Source organism: Gordonia sp. DT218, assembly GCF_049847105.1.
In the GTDB taxonomy this organism is placed as follows: Bacteria; Actinomycetota; Actinomycetes; order Mycobacteriales; family Mycobacteriaceae; genus Gordonia.
Map to the genome: position 1 here is coordinate 1,435,614 of NZ_JBNCNS010000001.1, position 16,553 is coordinate 1,452,166.

Genomic DNA, 16,553 nt, shown 5'->3' on the forward strand with positions numbered 1-16,553 from the left:
TTCTCACAGCCCGTACTCAGAGGCACGGCTTGGCGACGATTCGCTCACCCGGAGTCGCTTGCCGGCGTCGATCGACGGTGCCGCGATGCGCCGCCCGGCGACCTCACCGACGGCTGAGGGTCAGCAGGAAATCTCCCGCGTCGTCGGTCCACGTCTTCACGACGTCGAGGCCCGCGACGGCGAGTTCGTCGGCGAGATCCGCCGGGTCGAACTTCGTGCTGATCTCGGTGAGGACCTCGGCGCCCCGCGTCAGTCGCCACCGTCGGTCCAGCGCAGCGAAGTACACATCGATGTCGCGGCGCGCCCGAAGCCACATCTCGATCCGGTGGCGGACGGGATTCCATCGCGCGATGTGGTCGAAGTCGTCGACGTAGAGACCCTGCGCGTCGAGTCCGGTACGCAGCACCTCGATCATGTTTCGATTGAAATCCGCGGTCACCCCGGCCTTGTCGTTGTACGCCGCGACCAGTCGGCCGGTGTCCTTGATGAGATCCGCCCCGAGCAGGAAATAGTCACCGGGCGCGAGCGCATCTGCGAGCGTGCGGAGGAATGCCCCGCGCTCGGGTACATCGAAGTTGCCGATGGTTCCGCCGAGGAAGACGGCGATTCGCGGTCCGCCGGCGGCGGGCAGCGTGAGATCGGGGCTCGTGAAGTCCGCGACCATGGGTTCGACGCCGATGTCCGGATAGTCCAGGGACAGCTCCGCCGACGACGACTCGAGGATCTCGGTGCTGACGTCGAGCGGCACGTACGTGAACGACCGCCCCGCGGCGGCGGCCCGCTCGGCGAAGGCGCGCAACAGCAGTCGGGTCTTGGTCGAGGTGCCGGAACCGAACTCGACCATCATGGCCGCGTCCGTCACCGCCGCGATATCGGCACTGCTCGCGCGCAGGATCGCGGTCTCCCGACGGGTCGGGTAGTACTCGGGTACTCGCGTGATCTCGTCGAACAGCAGGCTCCCACGCTCGTCGTAGAGCCACTTCGTCGGGAGGGTCGGCGGATCGGCCCACAGGCCCGCCACGGCGTCGACGGCAAGCGCGTCGTCGATGCTGACTGTCATCGGGCCAGCCGCAGGCCGGAGAATGCCCACCTGGCATGGGCCGGAAAGAAGTTCCGGTAGGTCACCCGCTCGTGGCCCGGTGGCGTCACCGCGCTGGCGCCCCGCAGCACATGCTGATCGCACATGAACTTCCCGTTGTACTCGCCGACCGCACCGTTGGCCGGGACGAACCCCGGATACGGCAGGTAGGCACTGGCGGTCCATTCCCAGACATCCCCGACCATCGAGGTCCCGGCCCGGCCCGGATGGCACCGCGCCGGATCGAGCAGTTGTCCGCGTGCGTCTCCGGCAGTGGCCGCGGCGGCCTCCCACTCGAATTCGGTGGGCAGACGGGCACCTGCCCACCGGGCATATGCGTCGGCCTCGTAGAACGAGACGTGCACGACCGGCTCGTCGAGTGCCACGCGACGACGACCGGACAGCGTGAAGGTGGTCCACTCACCATCGCTGAACTGCCAATATTCCGGTGCTTGCCAACCGGTTTCGTGGATGTGAGCCCAGCCGTCGGACAGCCACAGCTCCGGTCGGCGATAACCGTCGTCGGCCATGAACTCGAGCCATTCGGCGTTGGTCACCGCTCGTTCGGCGATCTCGAAGTCCTCGAGGAAGACGCGGTGGCGCGGTCCCTCGTTGTCGTAGGCGAACGCTGCGTCGGGTCCTCGGTGGGCGCCGATCTCGGTGATCCCACCGGTCAGCGACCGCCACGTGAGGGGTTCCCGGACGTCGGCGTCGTCGGCCTCGCGATCGACATAGACCGGGGCGAAGGCATGTGTGGAGAAGAGGTGCTTGATGTCCATCAGCAACAATTCCTGGTGCTGCTGCTCGTGGTTGCACCCGAGCTCGACCAGCGCCAGCAGGTCGTCATCGATGGCACCGCGCTCGAGCGCATCGACCATCGCACTGTCGACGTATTCGCGATAGTGGGCGATGTCGGCGATCCCGGGACGCGTCACCAGCCCGCGCTCCGGTCGTGGATGCCGGGCACCGACCGCCTCGTAATAGCTGTTGAACAGGTAGCGGTAGGTCTCGTCGTACACCGCATACGACGGGTCGCTACGGAGGATGAACTCCTCGAAGAACCACGTGACGTGGGCACGATGCCATTTGGCCGGGCTGGCGTCGGTCATCGACTGCGGCGTCTGGTCCTCGGCGGACAAGTTCGCGGTCAAGACGTCGGTCAGGGCACGGACATCGAGGAATCTGCGTGGACTCGGGTCGTTCGCCAAGCTCGAGGGCATGGCGGACGCCGGCGCGGGCCGGTTGGTGATGCTCACTGGTACCTCCCGTTTTCTGTGTGACCTGGCACGTGGTCGGGACGGACGGGCAACCCTCGAACCTCCATCGTTCCCACGGTCGGTACCGCTGTCAACGAATCGCCCCGAGGCCACGCGCCATCGCATCACATGCCACCGACAATTTTGCGCATCCCGTATCGCGCCGTCGCCAGGTGTCGTCAACTACGGGTTGACGGTGCATGGCCGTCAACCTAGTGTTGACGTATGTCCGAACCAGTCATCATGAAGAACGTCCGCCTCGACGACCTCATCGCGGCCATCCGGACCGTGCACGACGATCCGCTCGATCAACTCTCCAACGCCGTCGTCACCGCCGAACACCTCGGCGAGGTCGCCGATCACCTCATCGGACACTTCGTCGACCAGGCCCGCCGTGCGGGGGCGTCGTGGACCGAGATCGGGTCGAGCATGGGCGTCAGCAAGCAGGCCGCGCAGAAGCGGTTCGTCCCGCGCACCCCGGATACGCCGCTCTCCGAGGAGTCGAACCCGTTCGGGCGCTTCACCCCTCGGGCCCGGAACGTGGTGGCCGAGGCCAACAACCTCGCCATCGGCGAGTACAGCGAGTCCGTCACCCCGGAACATCTCGCCCGCGGCCTCGCCGTCGCGCCCGAGTCGGTGGCCGACCTGACGCTGCGTGCGCAGGGCGTCGAACTGACGACGCTGGCCGCGGCCTGCACACCGGAGGCCCGCGCCGCCGAGGAGACCCGCGGCGACAAGAAGTCACTCGTCCCGTTCGACGATCGGTCCAAGGCGGTACTCGAGACGACGGTGAGCACCGCGCTGGAGATGGGCCACAACTATGTCGGCACCGAGCATCTTCTGCTGGCGCTGTTCACGGACCCGCCGGTGGCGGCCGTCCTGGAGTCACTGGGCGTGGAGGTCGATCCGGCGCGGACGTTCATCCGGGAGACCCTCGCCCAGTTCACGAAGTGATCCGAGGTCAGTCGCCATCTCCGTCGGCTTCTTCGGATTCCTCGACGGTGTCGTCGTCGATGTAGTGCACCGCGGCCTCCTCGGCCGAGGCGCCCGCCCCGTCGATGCCGGCGTCGGCGGCGAAGGACTCCTGCTCGTCGTCGACGCCGGTGCCCTCGTCGGGCGCGATCAGCCGACCGGCCCGGCCACCGCCGGCCTGATCGCTGTCGTCGTACGCGTCGTCACGGTCGGAAGCGTGTGAGCGCCAGTCTTTTTTGATGTCGTCGAGCGGATCGCTCGCACCGATGTCGGGTTCCTCCTCGGAGAGCCGCTCGTCGAGGGTCTCGCCGTCGCGCTGCTCCTGCGAGGTGAGCCCCCGTCGGGCGCCGCTCGGGCGATGATCCGGCGGCGAGTAGCCCTCGTCGAGAACATCGTCGACACCGCGATCGTCGAGGGTGTCCTCGGGCTGGAGCTGGTCGTCGTCGTCGAGGCTGTATTCGCCGTCGGACCCTTCCGGGGTGCTGCCGATGTCACTCACGACCTTCACGATGCCAGTACCGACGGGTGGAATCCACCACGACAGCGAATCGTCGCACGGTCGACACGGGAGCCGCGGGGTGTCGTCGAGCGTCCGAAGCATTCTCGCCACTGACACGCCGCGGAGACCCGGAAACACCGTGGTCCGCGGACGCAGTTCCGTATCCTGCGACCCATGACCACACCGCCCGATCCACGCAATCCCGGCAACCCCGAGCCCGACGACGGCGCCGGATACCCGGGGCAGGCCCCGGAACCCGCCGCGGGAAATCCGCCGCCCTCCTACCCACCACCCGGATCAAACCCGCCGCCTGGATCGACCCCTCCCCCGGGATCGACCCCTCCCCCGGGATCGACCCCTCCGCCGGGATCGGGCCCACCACCCGGATCAAACCCGCCGCCGCCCGAAGGCGGTTACCCACCGCCCGGGTCGTACCCGCCACCCGGGTCGCCCCCGCCGGGATCGGGATACCCACCGCCGGGATCTCCCCCGCCCGGATCGGGATACCCATCGCCGGGAGGCGGTTACCCACCGCCCGGGGGCAACTATCCGCCACCCGGAGGCAGCTATCCGCCTCCGCCACCCCCCGGTGGACAGCCGGGCGGATACGGGCCCCCGCCGGGTGGTTACGGTCCGCCGCCGGGTGGTGCGTACGGGGCGGTACCCGGGGCTTCGGGCTACGGCGCACCCGCGACATCACAGTTCTCGGTCGGCGATGCGATCAGCTACGGCTGGAATCGTTACAAGGACAACGCACTTCCCTGGATCCTGATGATCCTGATCGCGCTCGTCGTCTCGGGCGTGATCGGCTGGATCGGCAATGTGTCGTCCGACTACGGCCGGGTCCTGTGGATCAATCTGCTCTTCGGCATCATCAGCGCGATCGTCGGCTATGTGTTCCAGGGTGCGTTCGTCCGCGGCGCACTGGATGAGCTCGACGGCGGCAAGCCGGCGATCGGGAACTTCTTCCGGCTCAACTTCGGACCGGTGATCATCACGGCGCTGCTCGTCGCGATCGGCACCTACATCGGCCTCATCCTGCTGATCATCCCGGGCATCATCTTCGCCTTCCTCACCTACTGGTCCCTCACCTTCGTGGTTGATCGCGACCAGGACGCGATCTCGGGCATCAAGGCGAGCTTCTCGGTGATCAGCAAGAACGCCGGTCCGCTGTTCCTGCTGGCCCTGGCCAGCATCGGACTCAACATCGTCGGCGCCATCCTCTGCCTCGTCGGGCTCCTGGTGTCGATCCCGGTCACCATGATCGCGAGCACCTACGCCTATCGGTTCTTCACCGGTGGGCAGATCGCGGCCGCGGGTATGGCCGCTGCGACGCCGCCGCCATACCCGCCGAATCAGCAGTACTGATCTCGCAGTAGAGATCTCGCAGTAAAGATCTCGTCAGACGAACAGGCCGCCGCCCCATCGGGCCGGCGGCCTGTTCGCATCTGCGGTGCCTGTTCTGCGGTGCCTGTTTCAGCGGTGCCTGTTACAGCCGCCCGTTGCCACGATGGTGGACGTCTTCGGACAGTCGGACCACCGCGTAGTAGAGCTCCAGGGTCACCCGCAGGAACGCGAGGTAGATCAACCCGATGATCGGGGCCAGGATCAGGGCCGCGATACCGGCACCGATGCTCTCCACAAACCCGGCGATGATGAAGAAGATGACACCGATGGCGAGAACAATCGTGCCGAGGATGTACACGACCTTCACGAGCGCCGGTGTCACGAACGAGTTGAAACCGAAGTCGAACAGGGCCGAGAAGAACCCTTTCGACGATGCCTGGCCGGGGCCGGGCGGCGGCGCGGCCGGATAGCCACCGAACCCACCGGCCGGCTGGGCGCCATAGCCCCCACCCGCCGGCGGCCCGTAGCCACCGGTCGGCTGTGTCCCATAGCCACCTCCGGGCGGCTGGGACCCGTAGCCGGGCGGCGGGGTATGCCCGCCGGGCGGGGTGTACCCGGGACCGTTCGGATCGTTCGGATTCGTGGGATCTCCTGATGTCATGGCGCGAGATTAGCAACGGTGCGTGTGATGTCGGGCGGTCACAGCCCTTTTGCGCCTTATCGGACGAAATCACTCGCGACCGGCCGGTAACCGGGACAATCGAGGAATGATCGAAGAGATGCAGGACGAGGCGGAGGGCCTGCTCTCGGCGGGCGAATACACCCATGCCCTCGCCGAATTCTCGGTACTGCGTGAGATTCGGTCCCGTCGTGAGGGTCCGTACTCGATCAAGTACCTGTCGAATCTGCACGACTGCGTCCGGTGCATGTCACAGCTGCACCTCTGGGCCGACTCGACGCCGTTGTGCCGTGAACTCCACGGGAAGTACGTGCGGACCCATGGACCCGGCCAGACCGACACCGTCGACGTGGCCAAACACTGGGCATGGGCGCTGCTCCACCTGCACGACTATCCACCCGCGGTCCGCCTCTACCTGACCACTGCCGACGCGCTGTGGGATGCCGATCCGGATCAGGCCCGCCGGCTGCTCGCGGCGGCGGTCGCGCACCGCGGCGAGGCCGACCCGCTGGCGATGATCTCCGCCGACACCGCACTCATCGACAGTGCCCGGCTGACCCACAGCCACGACGTGCTGGTGATGATCAACCGACTCGTCGACCGACTCCCGCCCAACGCGGCGTCGGCGCGGGCGTCGGTCACGTTCGATGGGCTCGCCATCGCCTGAGAGTCATCGACGACGGCGAGCCGGCCCGCTCAGATCATCCCTCTCAGATCGTCGGGTCCTCGATCTTCTTGGGCAGTGTCACCAGCGTGACCACGCTGACCACGATCAGCATGATCGCCGCCACCCACAAGAAGGTGGCCAGTGCGAGACCGGGGATCGCCATCATCACGATGCCCGCGATGATCGCGACCACACCGGAGAGCACCAACAGCCACCGCGGCGTGTGCACCGAGCCGGCCACCGCGTGCGCCAGATCGGCGACTCCCTGGAAGATCCAGCCGATGCCGATGAAGATCGCCAGGAACACCAGCGACTCCTCGGGATTGAACAATGCGATGATGCCGGCCGCCAGGATCAGCACGCCGACGAGGCCGAGGACGGACCGCCATCCGCCGGACAACAGGTTGGCCGCGAACGCCGTGTAGATACGGAACAGCCCGGCCACGATCAACGAGATCCCGAAGAGCACACCGATCACGAGCAGGGTGGCGCCCGGCCATATCAGCGCGATGATTCCCAGGACGATTCCCACGATGGACGTCGCGATCATCATCGAGCGAACGGCATTCACCAATTCGTTCGGAATCTGCTTTGCGTAATCTGCAATTGTCATGGAGGCAGGTTAGTACGTCTCGGAGGGTGCGACACCACATTCACCCGCCGAACAGAAGGGAAAATCAGTGTCGCTGATCGCATTCTTCTCGCACGATTCCGGGACGGCCGATTCCGCTGCGGAAGAGTCTCGCGGATTCATCCCCACCCGCTACGCGGCCAGCCTCTGGGCGCCGTCGACGTTGAACGGGCCCGCGGTGTGCGCACTCGCCGCCCGCGCCGCCGAGGACGAGTTCGCGACGGCGGGATTCCGCACCGCACGGTTCACCATCGAACTGTTCAAGGTCGCCCGGGACACCGTCACCGTCACCCGGGGCCGACTCGTCCGCGACGGCAGACGGATCAAGGTCGCCGAGGTGGACGTTATCCAGTCCGTGGACGGTGCCGAGGTGATCGTCGCGCGGAGCACCACCGTGTTCGTCAGCGAGAGCACCGATCCGCCAGGGGAACGCTGGCGCCGGCCGGCCGACGCGACCCGATTCCGACCTCCCGAGACCGCGCCCGACGACCACTTCCCCTGGTACGGGACCACCTCGGCGCACGGCGGCGAGATCGTCTGGAGTCAGGACATGGCCGCCCACCAGCACGGGCAGCGGAAATGGCTGTGGACCCGGGCGGTCTCCACCGTCGTCGGGGAGGACCCGACACCATTCCAGCGCGCGGTGATCAGCGGGGAATCGACCAGTCTGGTCTGCAATTGGGGCACGGCGGGCATCGCCTACATCAACTGCGATCTCACCGTCGCGCTGTCCCGACTACCGGTCGGGACCCGGATCGGTGTCGAGGCGGCCACCCACCTGGAGACCGATGGGATCTCGACGAGTACCGCCAACCTCTACGACGACGACGGACAATTCGGGGTCGGCATGGTCACCGGCGTGGAGAACGCGGCCGCGACCATCGATTTCACGTCGGTGAAACCCGGCGAAAGGTATGCCGAAGGCTGACAGTCCTTATGTCGCGCTCCGATGACTATCAGGTCTTGATAGGGTCTCGCTCATGATGCGGCGTCTAGGACGATGGAGAACGGCATTCGCGGTTTCCGCCCTCGCGACCACTCTGACGGTGAGCTTGGCGACCACGCCATCCGCCGAGGCTTTTCCCGTCGCGGCCGGTAACGGCAAGGTCGTCGCACGCCTCACCGGGCCGGGTTCGATCAACGACACGGTCGGCAGATACAACATCGTCGGCACCGACCTCGGTGTCATGTGGGACAACGGTCACGGCGAGATCATGACCGCCTTCGGCGACACCCAATCGTTCAACGGATGGTCGCTGCTCTACGGCCAGCTCTGGTACTGGCGCTCCAACGTCCTGCTGCGCAGCACCGACCACAATCTCTCCGACGGCATGACGTTCACCGGCCATGCCGGCAGTCCGGGCAACGCCAAGCGCCTGCTGAAGCCGAATCTGCGCCGCGAGGTCACGATCATCCCGACCGCGGGCGTCGCGGCGAACGGCAAGCAGTACATGAACGTGATGTCGGTCAAGCACTGGGGACCGGCCGGGATCTGGTTCACCAACTGGTCCGGACTCGCGGCGTCCACCGACAACGGCCAGAACTGGAATGCGGTGAACGCATTCCGGCCGAACAGCGGCGGCAACCACAAGTTCCAGATGGCGGCCTATCTGAAGGTCGGCAACACCGTCTACACCTACGGCACCCCCGACGGCCGCTGGGGCTCGGTCTATCTGGCGCGGGTGAACGAGAAGGACATCGAGCATCTCGGCAAGTACGAGTACTTCTCATGGGGTCACTGGGTCAAGAACAACCCGGAGTCGGCCACCCCGGTGATGGGCGCGCCGACCGGCGAGTTGTCGGTCGCCTGGAACGACTATCTCGGCAAGTACATCTCGCTCGGCACCAAGGACAACGGTGTGGTGCTGCGGACCGCCGACAATCCGTGGGGGCCGTGGACTTCGGGCGAGGTCGTGGTGCCGGCCAACGACCCGTACTCGGGGTACGCCCCCTTCATCCACCCGTGGTCGAAGGGCAGCTCGCTGTACTTCACGTACTCGATCTACACCGGGTATCAGGTCTATCTGATGCGGCTTCCGCTGAACAAGCCCTGACGCGGGCTGCCCTCGGACCGCCACGGCCGGGCACCCTGCGTGGCAGGGCACCCGGCCTGCGGGTCACTGCCCGAGCAGCTGCTTCATCTCGCCGATCTCCGCCTGCTGAGAGGCCTTGATCTGCTGCGCGAGGGCCCGGGAGGGACCGTCGATCCCGCGCGTGAGTTCGTCGTCGGCCATCGCGACCGCGCCCTGGTGATGGCGGATCATCCCGTCGAGCCACAACCGGTCGAATTCCGTTCCGCGGGCGTCGGTCAGCGCAGCCATCTCGTCGTCGGTCATCATGCCCGACATCGAGTGGCCGCCATGGCCGCCGTGTTCACCCGGCTCGACCGGCTCGGCCGGCACGCCCCAGTCGGTGAGGCGGGCGGTCATCTGGTCGATCTCGGGTTGCTGGGCGTTCTCGATCTGGTCGGCGAGCGCACGCACGGCCGGTGTCGTGGTGCGTTCGTCCACGAGTTCGGCCATCGCGACCGCCTGACGATGATGCGGGATCATCATCTGGTTGAAGGCGATGTCGGCGTCGTTGTGCGACACCGACTCCGACCCGGAGGCGGCGGAATCAGCTGCCGAGGTGGGTGCCGGCGAACTCGTCGCCGGGTCGTCCGTGCCGGTGGAACACGCCCCGAGAAGTGCGGTGGCGATCAGGAGCGAGCACGCGGTTGTCTGTCGTCTCATCGAAGGAATCCTCTGCAAGAGTGGTGGATCCGTCCCGCGACGTCCGGAGCGGACGTGCGTAGGCGGTACTGATCGGCGACCGGACACACGGTCCGGCAGTCGCCCATCAGCAGCGGATCACCTGCAATTGCAGATGCGTCGGCATGGCCCACGGAGGTGGTCGGCCCGGCCTGGGACGCCGTCGTCCGCGCACCGACCGCAGCAACGGCGGGATGGGGAACCCCCAGGCCAGCACCAGGACTGCCAGGACGATGACGTCCGGATCGGCGGCCCGGATGAAGACGCACGCGTGCTGATGCAGCCCGCAGTCGGTACCGCTCATCGACGTCTCGTCGAGCACCTCGTGCTGCGCCGATTGCATCACCGTCGAGGGCTGCGGACGGTCGGCGGCCGACGCCTCATGATGACCGCCACCGGACGCGCACTGCGCGACCACGGTGTGCATGATCAGGATCGCCATCGCGATGGTGAGCAACAGACCGGCGCCGCGCGCGCTGCGGGGCAGCTCACGGAGACCGGCGATCGACACGCCGACGAGCCTACCGAAGCGCGGACACCTCGGTCCCGGCCCCGACCTCGGTCTGGGCCTCGGCCGCCTCGCGTCGCTGTTTTCGCGGGATCAGCCAGTACTTGTCGACCAGGTTCGCGACGACGATGACGAACGCCGCCAACGCCCAGCCCAGCAGGATGTCGAAGACGTAGTGCTCGGCGGTGTAGACCAGCGTGAAGGCCATCGCGAGCGCGTAACCCATGAACAATGTCTTGCCCAAGGCCTTGACTCGCGGCCACATGAACAAGGCCAGCAACATCGTGAGACCGGCGTGCAGCGACGGGATCGCCGCGACGAGGTTGGCCTTGCCCTGCCCGACCTCGACCAGCGTCGAGGCCGCGTGGATGTTCAGGACGTTCCAGCCGCGGGCGGAGATCCGCTCCACGTACGGCTCCGCGCCGGACTGCGTGGGCGTGACGTCGCCGAGGACGCCGCCGCCCGGGGCGCCTGTCTCGTTCGTCATGCACAGTGGCTCGCGCGGATGGTCGACCACCTGCTCGGCGGTACACCGGGCGGCCGCCCACGGCGGTGCGGCCGGGACCAGCGTGTAGCCGATGAGCGCGAGGAATGTCGTCGCCACAAAGCACGCCGCGTAGCGTCGCCACGCCGACCGGTCGCGCAGCCAGAGCACGGCCGCGGCGGCATAGGGAACGATGAAATACGACATGTAGACGACGCTGGTGATGACCTCCCACCAGGGTGGGGTCGCGCCTTTCAGGTGCTCCTGCAACCACACCGTCGGATTGACGCCGAACAGTGCATGGTCGACGTCGGGGGCGAGATGCCACTGGGTGGGCATGTTGACGATGCGCGCGACGTCGCGGGTCCAGTCGTAGAGCACGAGGATCAGCGCGAACGGCAGCCAGTCGATGATCACGCTGATCGCCTTGCGCCGCCCGATGGTGGCGGCCAACATGCCCAGACAGAGGAGGACGATCAGCTGCGTACGGTCGAAGGCCAGACCGTTGAGAGCGATCTCGACCACCATGAACACGACCCAGGCAGCGATCGCGACACGTCGGACCATGGTGAGGTCTCGACGACTCCCGGGTTCGGAATCGGTCGCCGCGGCGGCCGCGATGTCGTCGAGCACCGGTTCGACGCCGGACGGCTCGGCCCCGGACGCGGAAGTATCGGACGCAGAAGTATCGGACGCAGAAGTATCAGACTCAGAAGTATCGGACTCGTTCTCCGCCGACGTCGACCTCGACTTCTTGCCCGCGGCACGGCGAGATCGCGATCCCGCATCATCGTCCGAGTCCTGGACGTCGACCGCGTCGTCAATGCTCACCCGAGATTCCTGCCCACCCAAGCCCCCGCTCGGGGCACCCTGCGTATTCACTTTCCGTCAGCCTAGTGATCATCGGGCGTTTGGTGACCAGCAAACCGCCGCGCGACCGTCGTTGCCGCCGTTTTCCCCTAGGATCGTGATCGGTATCACACCAACCGGACCTGGGAGGAGTGCCGTGCCCGACCGCTACCTGCGCTACGGCGACCAGCGCTACATCATCACCAAGGAGACCGAGGCGAGACTCGATCGCGCCCTCGACTCGGTATACGCCGAGGGCGGCCGCGGCCACGAATGGCTCAGCCTCTACCACGGCTCCGAGGCCCCGTGCCGACTCCTCATCGCGACCGGCGTCCCGATCACCATCGAGACCGAGCCGGCCGTCGGCGAGTGACGGGCCGGCGCACACTATCGTTGACCCATGCGCATCGGAGCACATCTGCGTGAGGACACCGACCCGCTGTCCACCGCGAACGAACTCGGCATCGACGTCTTCCAGATGTTCGTCACCGATCCGCAGGGCTGGAAGAAGCCCACACCTCGACCGGACGCCGAGGCGATCCGCGATTCGGCCATCGACGTCGTCGTGCATTCGAGCTATCAGATCAACGTCGCGAGCCTGAACAACCGGCTGCGGATGCCGTCACGCAAGGCGGTCGAGCAGCAGGCCACGTCCGCCGCCGAGCTCGGCGCGTTCGGACTTGTGGTGCACGGCGGTCATCTCCGCGACGGCGAAGACGCAAAAGAAGGATTCGCCAACTGGCGCAAGCTCTTCGACCGTCAGGTCGACAAGGGCGGATTCGGCGTGCCGATCCTGATCGAGAACACCGCGGGTGGCGACCATGCGATGGCTCGCACGCTGGAGTCGATCGACCGGCTCTGGGAGTCGGTGGGCGATTTCGACCAGGCCGGCTTCTGCCTCGACACCTGCCACGCCTGGGCCGGCGGTGAGGACCTCGTCGGACTCGTGGAACGGGTCAAGGGCATCACCGGACGTATCGACCTGGTGCACTTGAACAATTCGCGCGACGAGTTCGACTCCGGGCGGGACCGGCACGCGAATCTCGGCGACGGCCACATCGAACCCGCCGTCCTGGCCGCGGTCGCCAAGGCCGCGGGCGCGCCGGTGATCCTGGAGACCCCCGCCGACGGCATTCCCGACGACCTGAAGTATCTACGCGACGCGCTCTGACCGCAGCAGCTCGACGGCGAGAGATCTCGCCGCACCGAAGGCGTCCTCGACGACGCCCATCCCCGCGGCGACGAGCGCCCCTTCGTGCAGCAGCATCAGGCGCGTCGCGATCGCCTCGGACGGCCGCGTCCCCGCGGTGTCGACGATCCGGGAGAAGAGGTCGAGCATCCATCGTTTCTGTCCGACGATGACGGGATAGGCGGGATGCGCCGGGTCGCTGATCTCGGCGTGGGCGTTGATCATGCTGCAGCCCTTGGGGCCTCGCTCGGCGGCCCAGTCGCGGCTCGCATCGAAGACGGCCGACACCTGCGCGACGGCGCCGTCAGCGGCGGCCGCCGACCGATCGGCCAGGAACGCCCGCCATGACGCGTCCCGGGCCAGCAGGTACTCCACCACGAGTCGCTCCTTCGACCCGAAACGGTCGTACAGAGTCCTCTTGGTGACGCCCGCCCGCTCGGCGATGGCCTCCACGCCGACGGCGTGGATCCCCTGCGCATAGAAGAGGTCCGACGCGGCGTTCAGAATCGCCCTCGCCTTCGGCGTCCAGTCGATCGCGGTGGTCACATGACACAGACTACACCGATCGGTAAAGTCGATCCCATGCGGACTTCACCGATCGGTATACCTGCCGGCAGATCGACCGCGTGGGCGAGCGCCGGCCTCTCGATCCTGTTCGTCGCGTCCTGGTCGTCGGGGTTCATCGGGGCCAAACTCGGAGCGTCGGATGCGCCGGCGACCACACTGCTGATGTGGCGCTTCGTGCCCGTAGCCCTGGCCCTCGCCGTCGTCGCGGCAGTCCTCGCACGCCGCTCCCTCGGCCCGCACCGGGCGCGGCATGGCTGGGCGACGCAGGTCGCGGTCGGGGCGCTGTCCCAGTGCGGGTACACCCTGACCGTGTACTGGGCGATCGGACTGGGCGTCAGCACCGGGACCACGGCGCTGATCGACGGCGTGCAACCGCTGGCAGTGGCCGTGCTGGCCGGACCACTCCTCGGCGCCGCGGTGAGCGGCCGGCAGTGGATCGGACTCCTACTCGGCGCCACCGGGGTGGTGATCGTGACGTGGACGGATGCCACCACATCGGCCACGGCCGCGCCCTGGTGGGCCTACCTGGTCCCCCTCGCCGGGATGGCGAGCCTGGTCGCGGCCACGTTCCTGGACCGACGCGCGACCAGCACCTTGTCGCGCACCGAGTCGCTCGCGGTCCACTGCACCACCTCGGCGATCATCTTCACCGCGATCTGCCTGGTCACCGGCACGGCGACGCCGCCGGCGGCCGCGGGATTCTGGGTCGCGATCGCGTGGCTCATCGGGATGTCGACGCTCGGCGGATACGGCCTCTACTGGGTCCTCGTGGACCGACTCGGCGTCACCTCGGTCAACGCGCTGATGTTCCTCATGCCACCGGTCACCACACTCTGGGGCGCCGCGATGTTCGGCGAACCACTCACCCCGACGACGATCATCGGACTCACGGTCGCCCTCGGTGCCACGATCGCCGTCGTCCGCCCCGGCCGACGACGCGAACGGCGTCCGTTTCATCCGGATCTCACCGCCGAAGTCCCTGCTGGCAGCCGTCAGTGCTGATCACACCCGGATCGAGTTGGTCCGTGCACGGAATCGGAGGTATCCTTAGGTTACCGGCGAGTAACTTATGCGATCGCCGAACGACTCGTAGCCCACCCAGACTTGTCAGAGAAGGAAACTTTCATGGGCCATTACAAGAGCAACATGCGCGACCTCCACTTCAACCTGTTCGAGATGTTCGACCTCGACAAGGTGCTCGAAGAGGGTGACTTCGGCGATCTCGACCACGAGACGGCCGTCGACATGCTTCGCGAGGTCAGGACACTGGCCGAGGGGCCGATCGCCGAGTCGTTCACCGAGGCCGACCGGAACCCGCCGGTCTTCGACCCGGAGACGCACAGCGTCGCGATCCCCGAGGGATTCACGAAGTCCTACAACGCCCTCGTCGAGGGCGGCTGGGACAAGATCGGCATCGACGAGGAGCTCGGCGGCCTGCCCGCACCGCGGTCGCTCTACTGGGCCATCGGCGAGATGATCCTCGGCGCCAACCCGCCGGTCTTCATGTACGCCGCGGGCTCGGGCTTCGCCAACATCTTCTTCGACAACGGCACCGACGAGCAGAAGAAGTGGGCCGCCATCTGCTCCGAACGTGGTTGGGGCGCAACGATGGTGCTCACCGAGCCCGACGCAGGCTCCGACGTGGGCGCGGCCCGCACCAAGGCCGTCAAGCAGGAGGACGGCACCTGGCACATCGACGGTGTGAAGCGATTCATCACCTCTGCCGACCAGGACATGACCGAGAACATCTTCCACCTGGTGCTCGCCCGCCCCGAGGGCGCGAAGCCGGGTACCAAGGGACTCTCGCTCTTCTTCGTGCCGAAGTTCCACTTCGACCACGAGACCGGCGAACTGGGCGAGCGCAACGGCGCCTTCGTCACCAACGTCGAGCACAAGATGGGCATCAAGGCCTCGGCCACCTGTGAGCTGAGCTTCGGCCAGCACGGCACCCCGGCCGTCGGCTGGCTCGTCGGCGAGGTGCACGACGGCATCGCGCAGATGTTCGACGTCATCGAGCACGCGCGGATGATGGTGGGCACCAAGGCCATCTCCACCCTGTCGACCGGGTACCTCAATGCTCTGGACTACGCCAAGGAGCGTGTGCAGGGTGCCGATCTGACCCAGATGACCGACAAGAGCGCGCCGCGCGTCACCATCACGCACCACCCGGACGTGCGTCGCTCGCTGATGACCCAGAAGGCCTACGCCGAGGGTCTGCGCGCGATCTATCTCTACACCGCGTCGCATCAGGATCCCGTTGCCGCTCAGATCGTCTCGGGTGCGGATGCCGAGATGGCGCACAAGGTCAACGATCTGCTGCTGCCGATCGTCAAGGGCGTCGGCTCCGAGCGCGCCTACGGCACCCTCGGCCACGAGTCGTTGCAGACCCTCGGCGGTTCCGGCTTCCTGCAGGACTACCCGATCGAGCAGTACATCCGTGACTCGAAGATCGACTCGCTCTACGAGGGCACCACGGCCATCCAGGCGCAGGACTTCTTCTTCCGCAAGATCATCCGCGACAAGGGCCAGGCCCTCGCGCATGTCTCGGGAGAGATCCAGAAGTTCCTCGACGCCGAGGGCGGCAACGGTCGCCTGAAGTCCGAACGAGCCCTGCTGAAGACCGCCGTCGACGACGTGCAGGCCATGGCCGCGAGCCTCACCGGCTACCTGATGAACGCCCAGGAGAACCCGCAGGAGCTCTACAAGGTGGGCCTCGGCTCGGTGCGTTTCCTGCTGTCGGTGGGCGACCTCCTCATCGGCTGGCTGCTGCTGCGTCAGGCCGAGGTGGCGCTCGCCGCGCTCGACGCCGGCAGCTCGGATGAGGACAAGGCGTTCTACGAGGGCAAGGTCGCGGTCGCGAGCTTCTTCGCGAAGTCCATGCTCCCGCTGCTGACGGCCGTTCGCGCCACCGTCGAGAACATCGACGCCGACATCATGGAGGTCGACGAGTCGGTCTTCTGATCGGCCGTCACCTCACCTGATCGAAGTTCTTCCCCCGGTTCCGTTCTCGTCCTCCGCATGCATGTGGGGAAAGAACGCAGAACCGGGGGAAGAACTGTTTTCGGGGCACGGGCCAC

Annotated in this window: 18 protein-coding genes; 9 read left to right on the plus strand and 9 right to left on the minus strand. The window is 66.9% G+C overall.

From position 1 onward, the window contains the following. Positions 1-103: 103 nt before the first annotated feature. Entirely contained in the window at positions 104-1,060 is a 957-nt protein-coding gene (egtD, locus tag ACPXCG_RS06650; protein ID WP_425790263.1) for an L-histidine N(alpha)-methyltransferase, read from the minus strand. Further along, the gene (egtB, locus tag ACPXCG_RS06655) at positions 1,057-2,298 is read right to left on the minus strand and encodes an ergothioneine biosynthesis protein EgtB (RefSeq protein ID WP_425790515.1); all 1,242 of its coding nucleotides are present in this window, start codon (positions 2,296-2,298) and stop codon (positions 1,057-1,059) included. The genes egtD and egtB overlap by 4 nt, the downstream gene beginning before the upstream one ends. Positions 2,299-2,559: 261 nt before the next feature. Here egtB and ACPXCG_RS06660 point away from each other — a divergent pair, with 261 nt between their 5' ends. Continuing rightward, on the plus strand, positions 2,560-3,288 hold the full coding sequence (locus ACPXCG_RS06660) for a Clp protease N-terminal domain-containing protein (RefSeq protein ID WP_425790265.1): 729 nt from the start codon (positions 2,560-2,562) through the stop codon (positions 3,286-3,288). Positions 3,289-3,295: 7 nt separating this feature from the next. Here ACPXCG_RS06660 and ACPXCG_RS06665 read toward each other — a convergent pair whose 3' ends face one another. Next, the gene (locus ACPXCG_RS06665) at positions 3,296-3,805 is read right to left on the minus strand and encodes a DUF5709 domain-containing protein (protein WP_425790267.1); all 510 of its coding nucleotides are present in this window, start codon (positions 3,803-3,805) and stop codon (positions 3,296-3,298) included. Between the two features lie 174 nt (positions 3,806-3,979). On the opposite strand from ACPXCG_RS06665, the gene ACPXCG_RS06670 reads away from it, so the two are divergent. After that, a complete protein-coding gene (locus ACPXCG_RS06670) occupies positions 3,980-5,173 on the plus strand; it encodes a hypothetical protein (protein WP_425790269.1) in 1,194 nt (397 codons plus the stop codon). Positions 5,174-5,294: 121 nt separating this feature from the next. On the opposite strand, the gene ACPXCG_RS06675 is transcribed toward ACPXCG_RS06670, so the two are convergent. Beyond that, positions 5,295-5,813: a DUF4282 domain-containing protein gene (locus ACPXCG_RS06675; protein ID WP_425790271.1), complete on the minus strand. Its 519-nt coding sequence runs from the start codon at positions 5,811-5,813 to the stop codon at positions 5,295-5,297. Between the two features lie 106 nt (positions 5,814-5,919). On the opposite strand from ACPXCG_RS06675, the gene ACPXCG_RS06680 reads away from it, so the two are divergent. Beyond that, positions 5,920-6,498 (plus strand): hypothetical protein, encoded by a 579-nt coding sequence (locus tag ACPXCG_RS06680; RefSeq protein WP_425790273.1) that lies wholly within the window; start codon positions 5,920-5,922, stop codon positions 6,496-6,498. Between the two features lie 43 nt (positions 6,499-6,541). On the opposite strand, the gene ACPXCG_RS06685 is transcribed toward ACPXCG_RS06680, so the two are convergent. After that, complete coding sequence (locus tag ACPXCG_RS06685) at positions 6,542-7,111, minus strand: HdeD family acid-resistance protein (protein ID WP_425790275.1); 570 nt, start codon at positions 7,109-7,111, stop codon at positions 6,542-6,544. Between the two features lie 67 nt (positions 7,112-7,178). Here ACPXCG_RS06685 and ACPXCG_RS06690 point away from each other — a divergent pair, with 67 nt between their 5' ends. Further along, entirely contained in the window at positions 7,179-8,057 is an 879-nt protein-coding gene (locus ACPXCG_RS06690) for an acyl-CoA thioesterase domain-containing protein (RefSeq protein WP_425790277.1), read from the plus strand. A 52-nt stretch (positions 8,058-8,109) separates the two neighbouring features. Further along, the gene (locus ACPXCG_RS06695; protein WP_425790279.1) at positions 8,110-9,183 is read left to right on the plus strand and encodes a DUF4185 domain-containing protein; all 1,074 of its coding nucleotides are present in this window, start codon (positions 8,110-8,112) and stop codon (positions 9,181-9,183) included. A gap of 63 nt (positions 9,184-9,246) precedes the next feature. Here the strand turns inward: ACPXCG_RS06695 and ACPXCG_RS06700 are convergent, their stop codons facing one another. The 3 genes from ACPXCG_RS06700 to ACPXCG_RS06710 form a co-directional block, all read right to left on the minus strand. After that, a complete protein-coding gene (locus ACPXCG_RS06700) occupies positions 9,247-9,861 on the minus strand; it encodes a DUF305 domain-containing protein (RefSeq protein ID WP_425790281.1) in 615 nt (204 codons plus the stop codon). 106 nt (positions 9,862-9,967) lie between these two features. Beyond that, positions 9,968-10,390, minus strand: a complete 423-nt coding sequence (locus ACPXCG_RS06705; protein ID WP_425790283.1) for a hypothetical protein — start codon at positions 10,388-10,390, stop codon at positions 9,968-9,970. Positions 10,391-10,400: 10 nt separating this feature from the next. Next, positions 10,401-11,702, minus strand: coding sequence for a phosphatase PAP2 family protein (locus ACPXCG_RS06710; RefSeq protein WP_425790285.1), 1,302 nt, complete (start codon positions 11,700-11,702; stop codon positions 10,401-10,403). 175 nt (positions 11,703-11,877) lie between these two features. Here ACPXCG_RS06710 and ACPXCG_RS06715 point away from each other — a divergent pair, with 175 nt between their 5' ends. Both ACPXCG_RS06715 and ACPXCG_RS06720 read left to right on the plus strand, forming a co-directional pair. Next, a complete protein-coding gene (locus tag ACPXCG_RS06715; protein ID WP_425790287.1) occupies positions 11,878-12,093 on the plus strand; it encodes a hypothetical protein in 216 nt (71 codons plus the stop codon). Between the two features lie 27 nt (positions 12,094-12,120). Then, on the plus strand, positions 12,121-12,891 hold the full coding sequence (locus ACPXCG_RS06720; RefSeq protein ID WP_425790289.1) for a deoxyribonuclease IV: 771 nt from the start codon (positions 12,121-12,123) through the stop codon (positions 12,889-12,891). On the opposite strand, the gene ACPXCG_RS06725 is transcribed toward ACPXCG_RS06720, so the two are convergent. Next, positions 12,874-13,455, minus strand: a complete 582-nt coding sequence (locus ACPXCG_RS06725; protein WP_425790291.1) for a TetR/AcrR family transcriptional regulator — start codon at positions 13,453-13,455, stop codon at positions 12,874-12,876. The two genes, ACPXCG_RS06720 and ACPXCG_RS06725, sit on opposite strands and share 18 nt — an antisense overlap. A gap of 36 nt (positions 13,456-13,491) precedes the next feature. Here ACPXCG_RS06725 and ACPXCG_RS06730 point away from each other — a divergent pair, with 36 nt between their 5' ends. Together ACPXCG_RS06730 and ACPXCG_RS06735 are read left to right on the plus strand one after the other, a co-directional pair. Then, positions 13,492-14,478 carry a DMT family transporter gene (locus tag ACPXCG_RS06730; RefSeq protein ID WP_425790293.1) on the plus strand — a complete coding sequence of 329 codons (987 nt, stop codon included), beginning with the start codon at positions 13,492-13,494 and terminating at the stop codon, positions 14,476-14,478. A 123-nt stretch (positions 14,479-14,601) separates the two neighbouring features. Beyond that, positions 14,602-16,437 (plus strand): acyl-CoA dehydrogenase, encoded by a 1,836-nt coding sequence (locus ACPXCG_RS06735; RefSeq protein ID WP_425790295.1) that lies wholly within the window; start codon positions 14,602-14,604, stop codon positions 16,435-16,437. Positions 16,438-16,553 lie beyond the last annotated feature (116 nt).

Coding starts and splice junctions, on each gene's coding strand:
- egtD (WP_425790263.1), bottom strand. CDS start 1,060: ATGACAGTCAGCATCGACGACGCGCTTGCCGTCGACGCCGTGGCGGGC.
- egtB (WP_425790515.1), bottom strand. CDS start 2,298: ATGCCCTCGAGCTTGGCGAACGACCCGAGTCCACGCAGATTCCTCGAT.
- ACPXCG_RS06660 (WP_425790265.1), top strand. CDS start 2,560: ATGTCCGAACCAGTCATCATGAAGAACGTCCGCCTCGACGACCTCATC.
- ACPXCG_RS06670 (WP_425790269.1), top strand. CDS start 3,980: ATGACCACACCGCCCGATCCACGCAATCCCGGCAACCCCGAGCCCGAC.
- ACPXCG_RS06675 (WP_425790271.1), bottom strand. CDS start 5,813: ATGACATCAGGAGATCCCACGAATCCGAACGATCCGAACGGTCCCGGG.
- ACPXCG_RS06680 (WP_425790273.1), top strand. CDS start 5,920: ATGATCGAAGAGATGCAGGACGAGGCGGAGGGCCTGCTCTCGGCGGGC.
- ACPXCG_RS06685 (WP_425790275.1), bottom strand. CDS start 7,111: ATGACAATTGCAGATTACGCAAAGCAGATTCCGAACGAATTGGTGAAT.
- ACPXCG_RS06695 (WP_425790279.1), top strand. CDS start 8,110: ATGATGCGGCGTCTAGGACGATGGAGAACGGCATTCGCGGTTTCCGCC.
- ACPXCG_RS06700 (WP_425790281.1), bottom strand. CDS start 9,861: ATGAGACGACAGACAACCGCGTGCTCGCTCCTGATCGCCACCGCACTT.
- ACPXCG_RS06720 (WP_425790289.1), top strand. CDS start 12,121: ATGCGCATCGGAGCACATCTGCGTGAGGACACCGACCCGCTGTCCACC.
- ACPXCG_RS06730 (WP_425790293.1), top strand. CDS start 13,492: ATGCGGACTTCACCGATCGGTATACCTGCCGGCAGATCGACCGCGTGG.
- ACPXCG_RS06735 (WP_425790295.1), top strand. CDS start 14,602: ATGGGCCATTACAAGAGCAACATGCGCGACCTCCACTTCAACCTGTTC.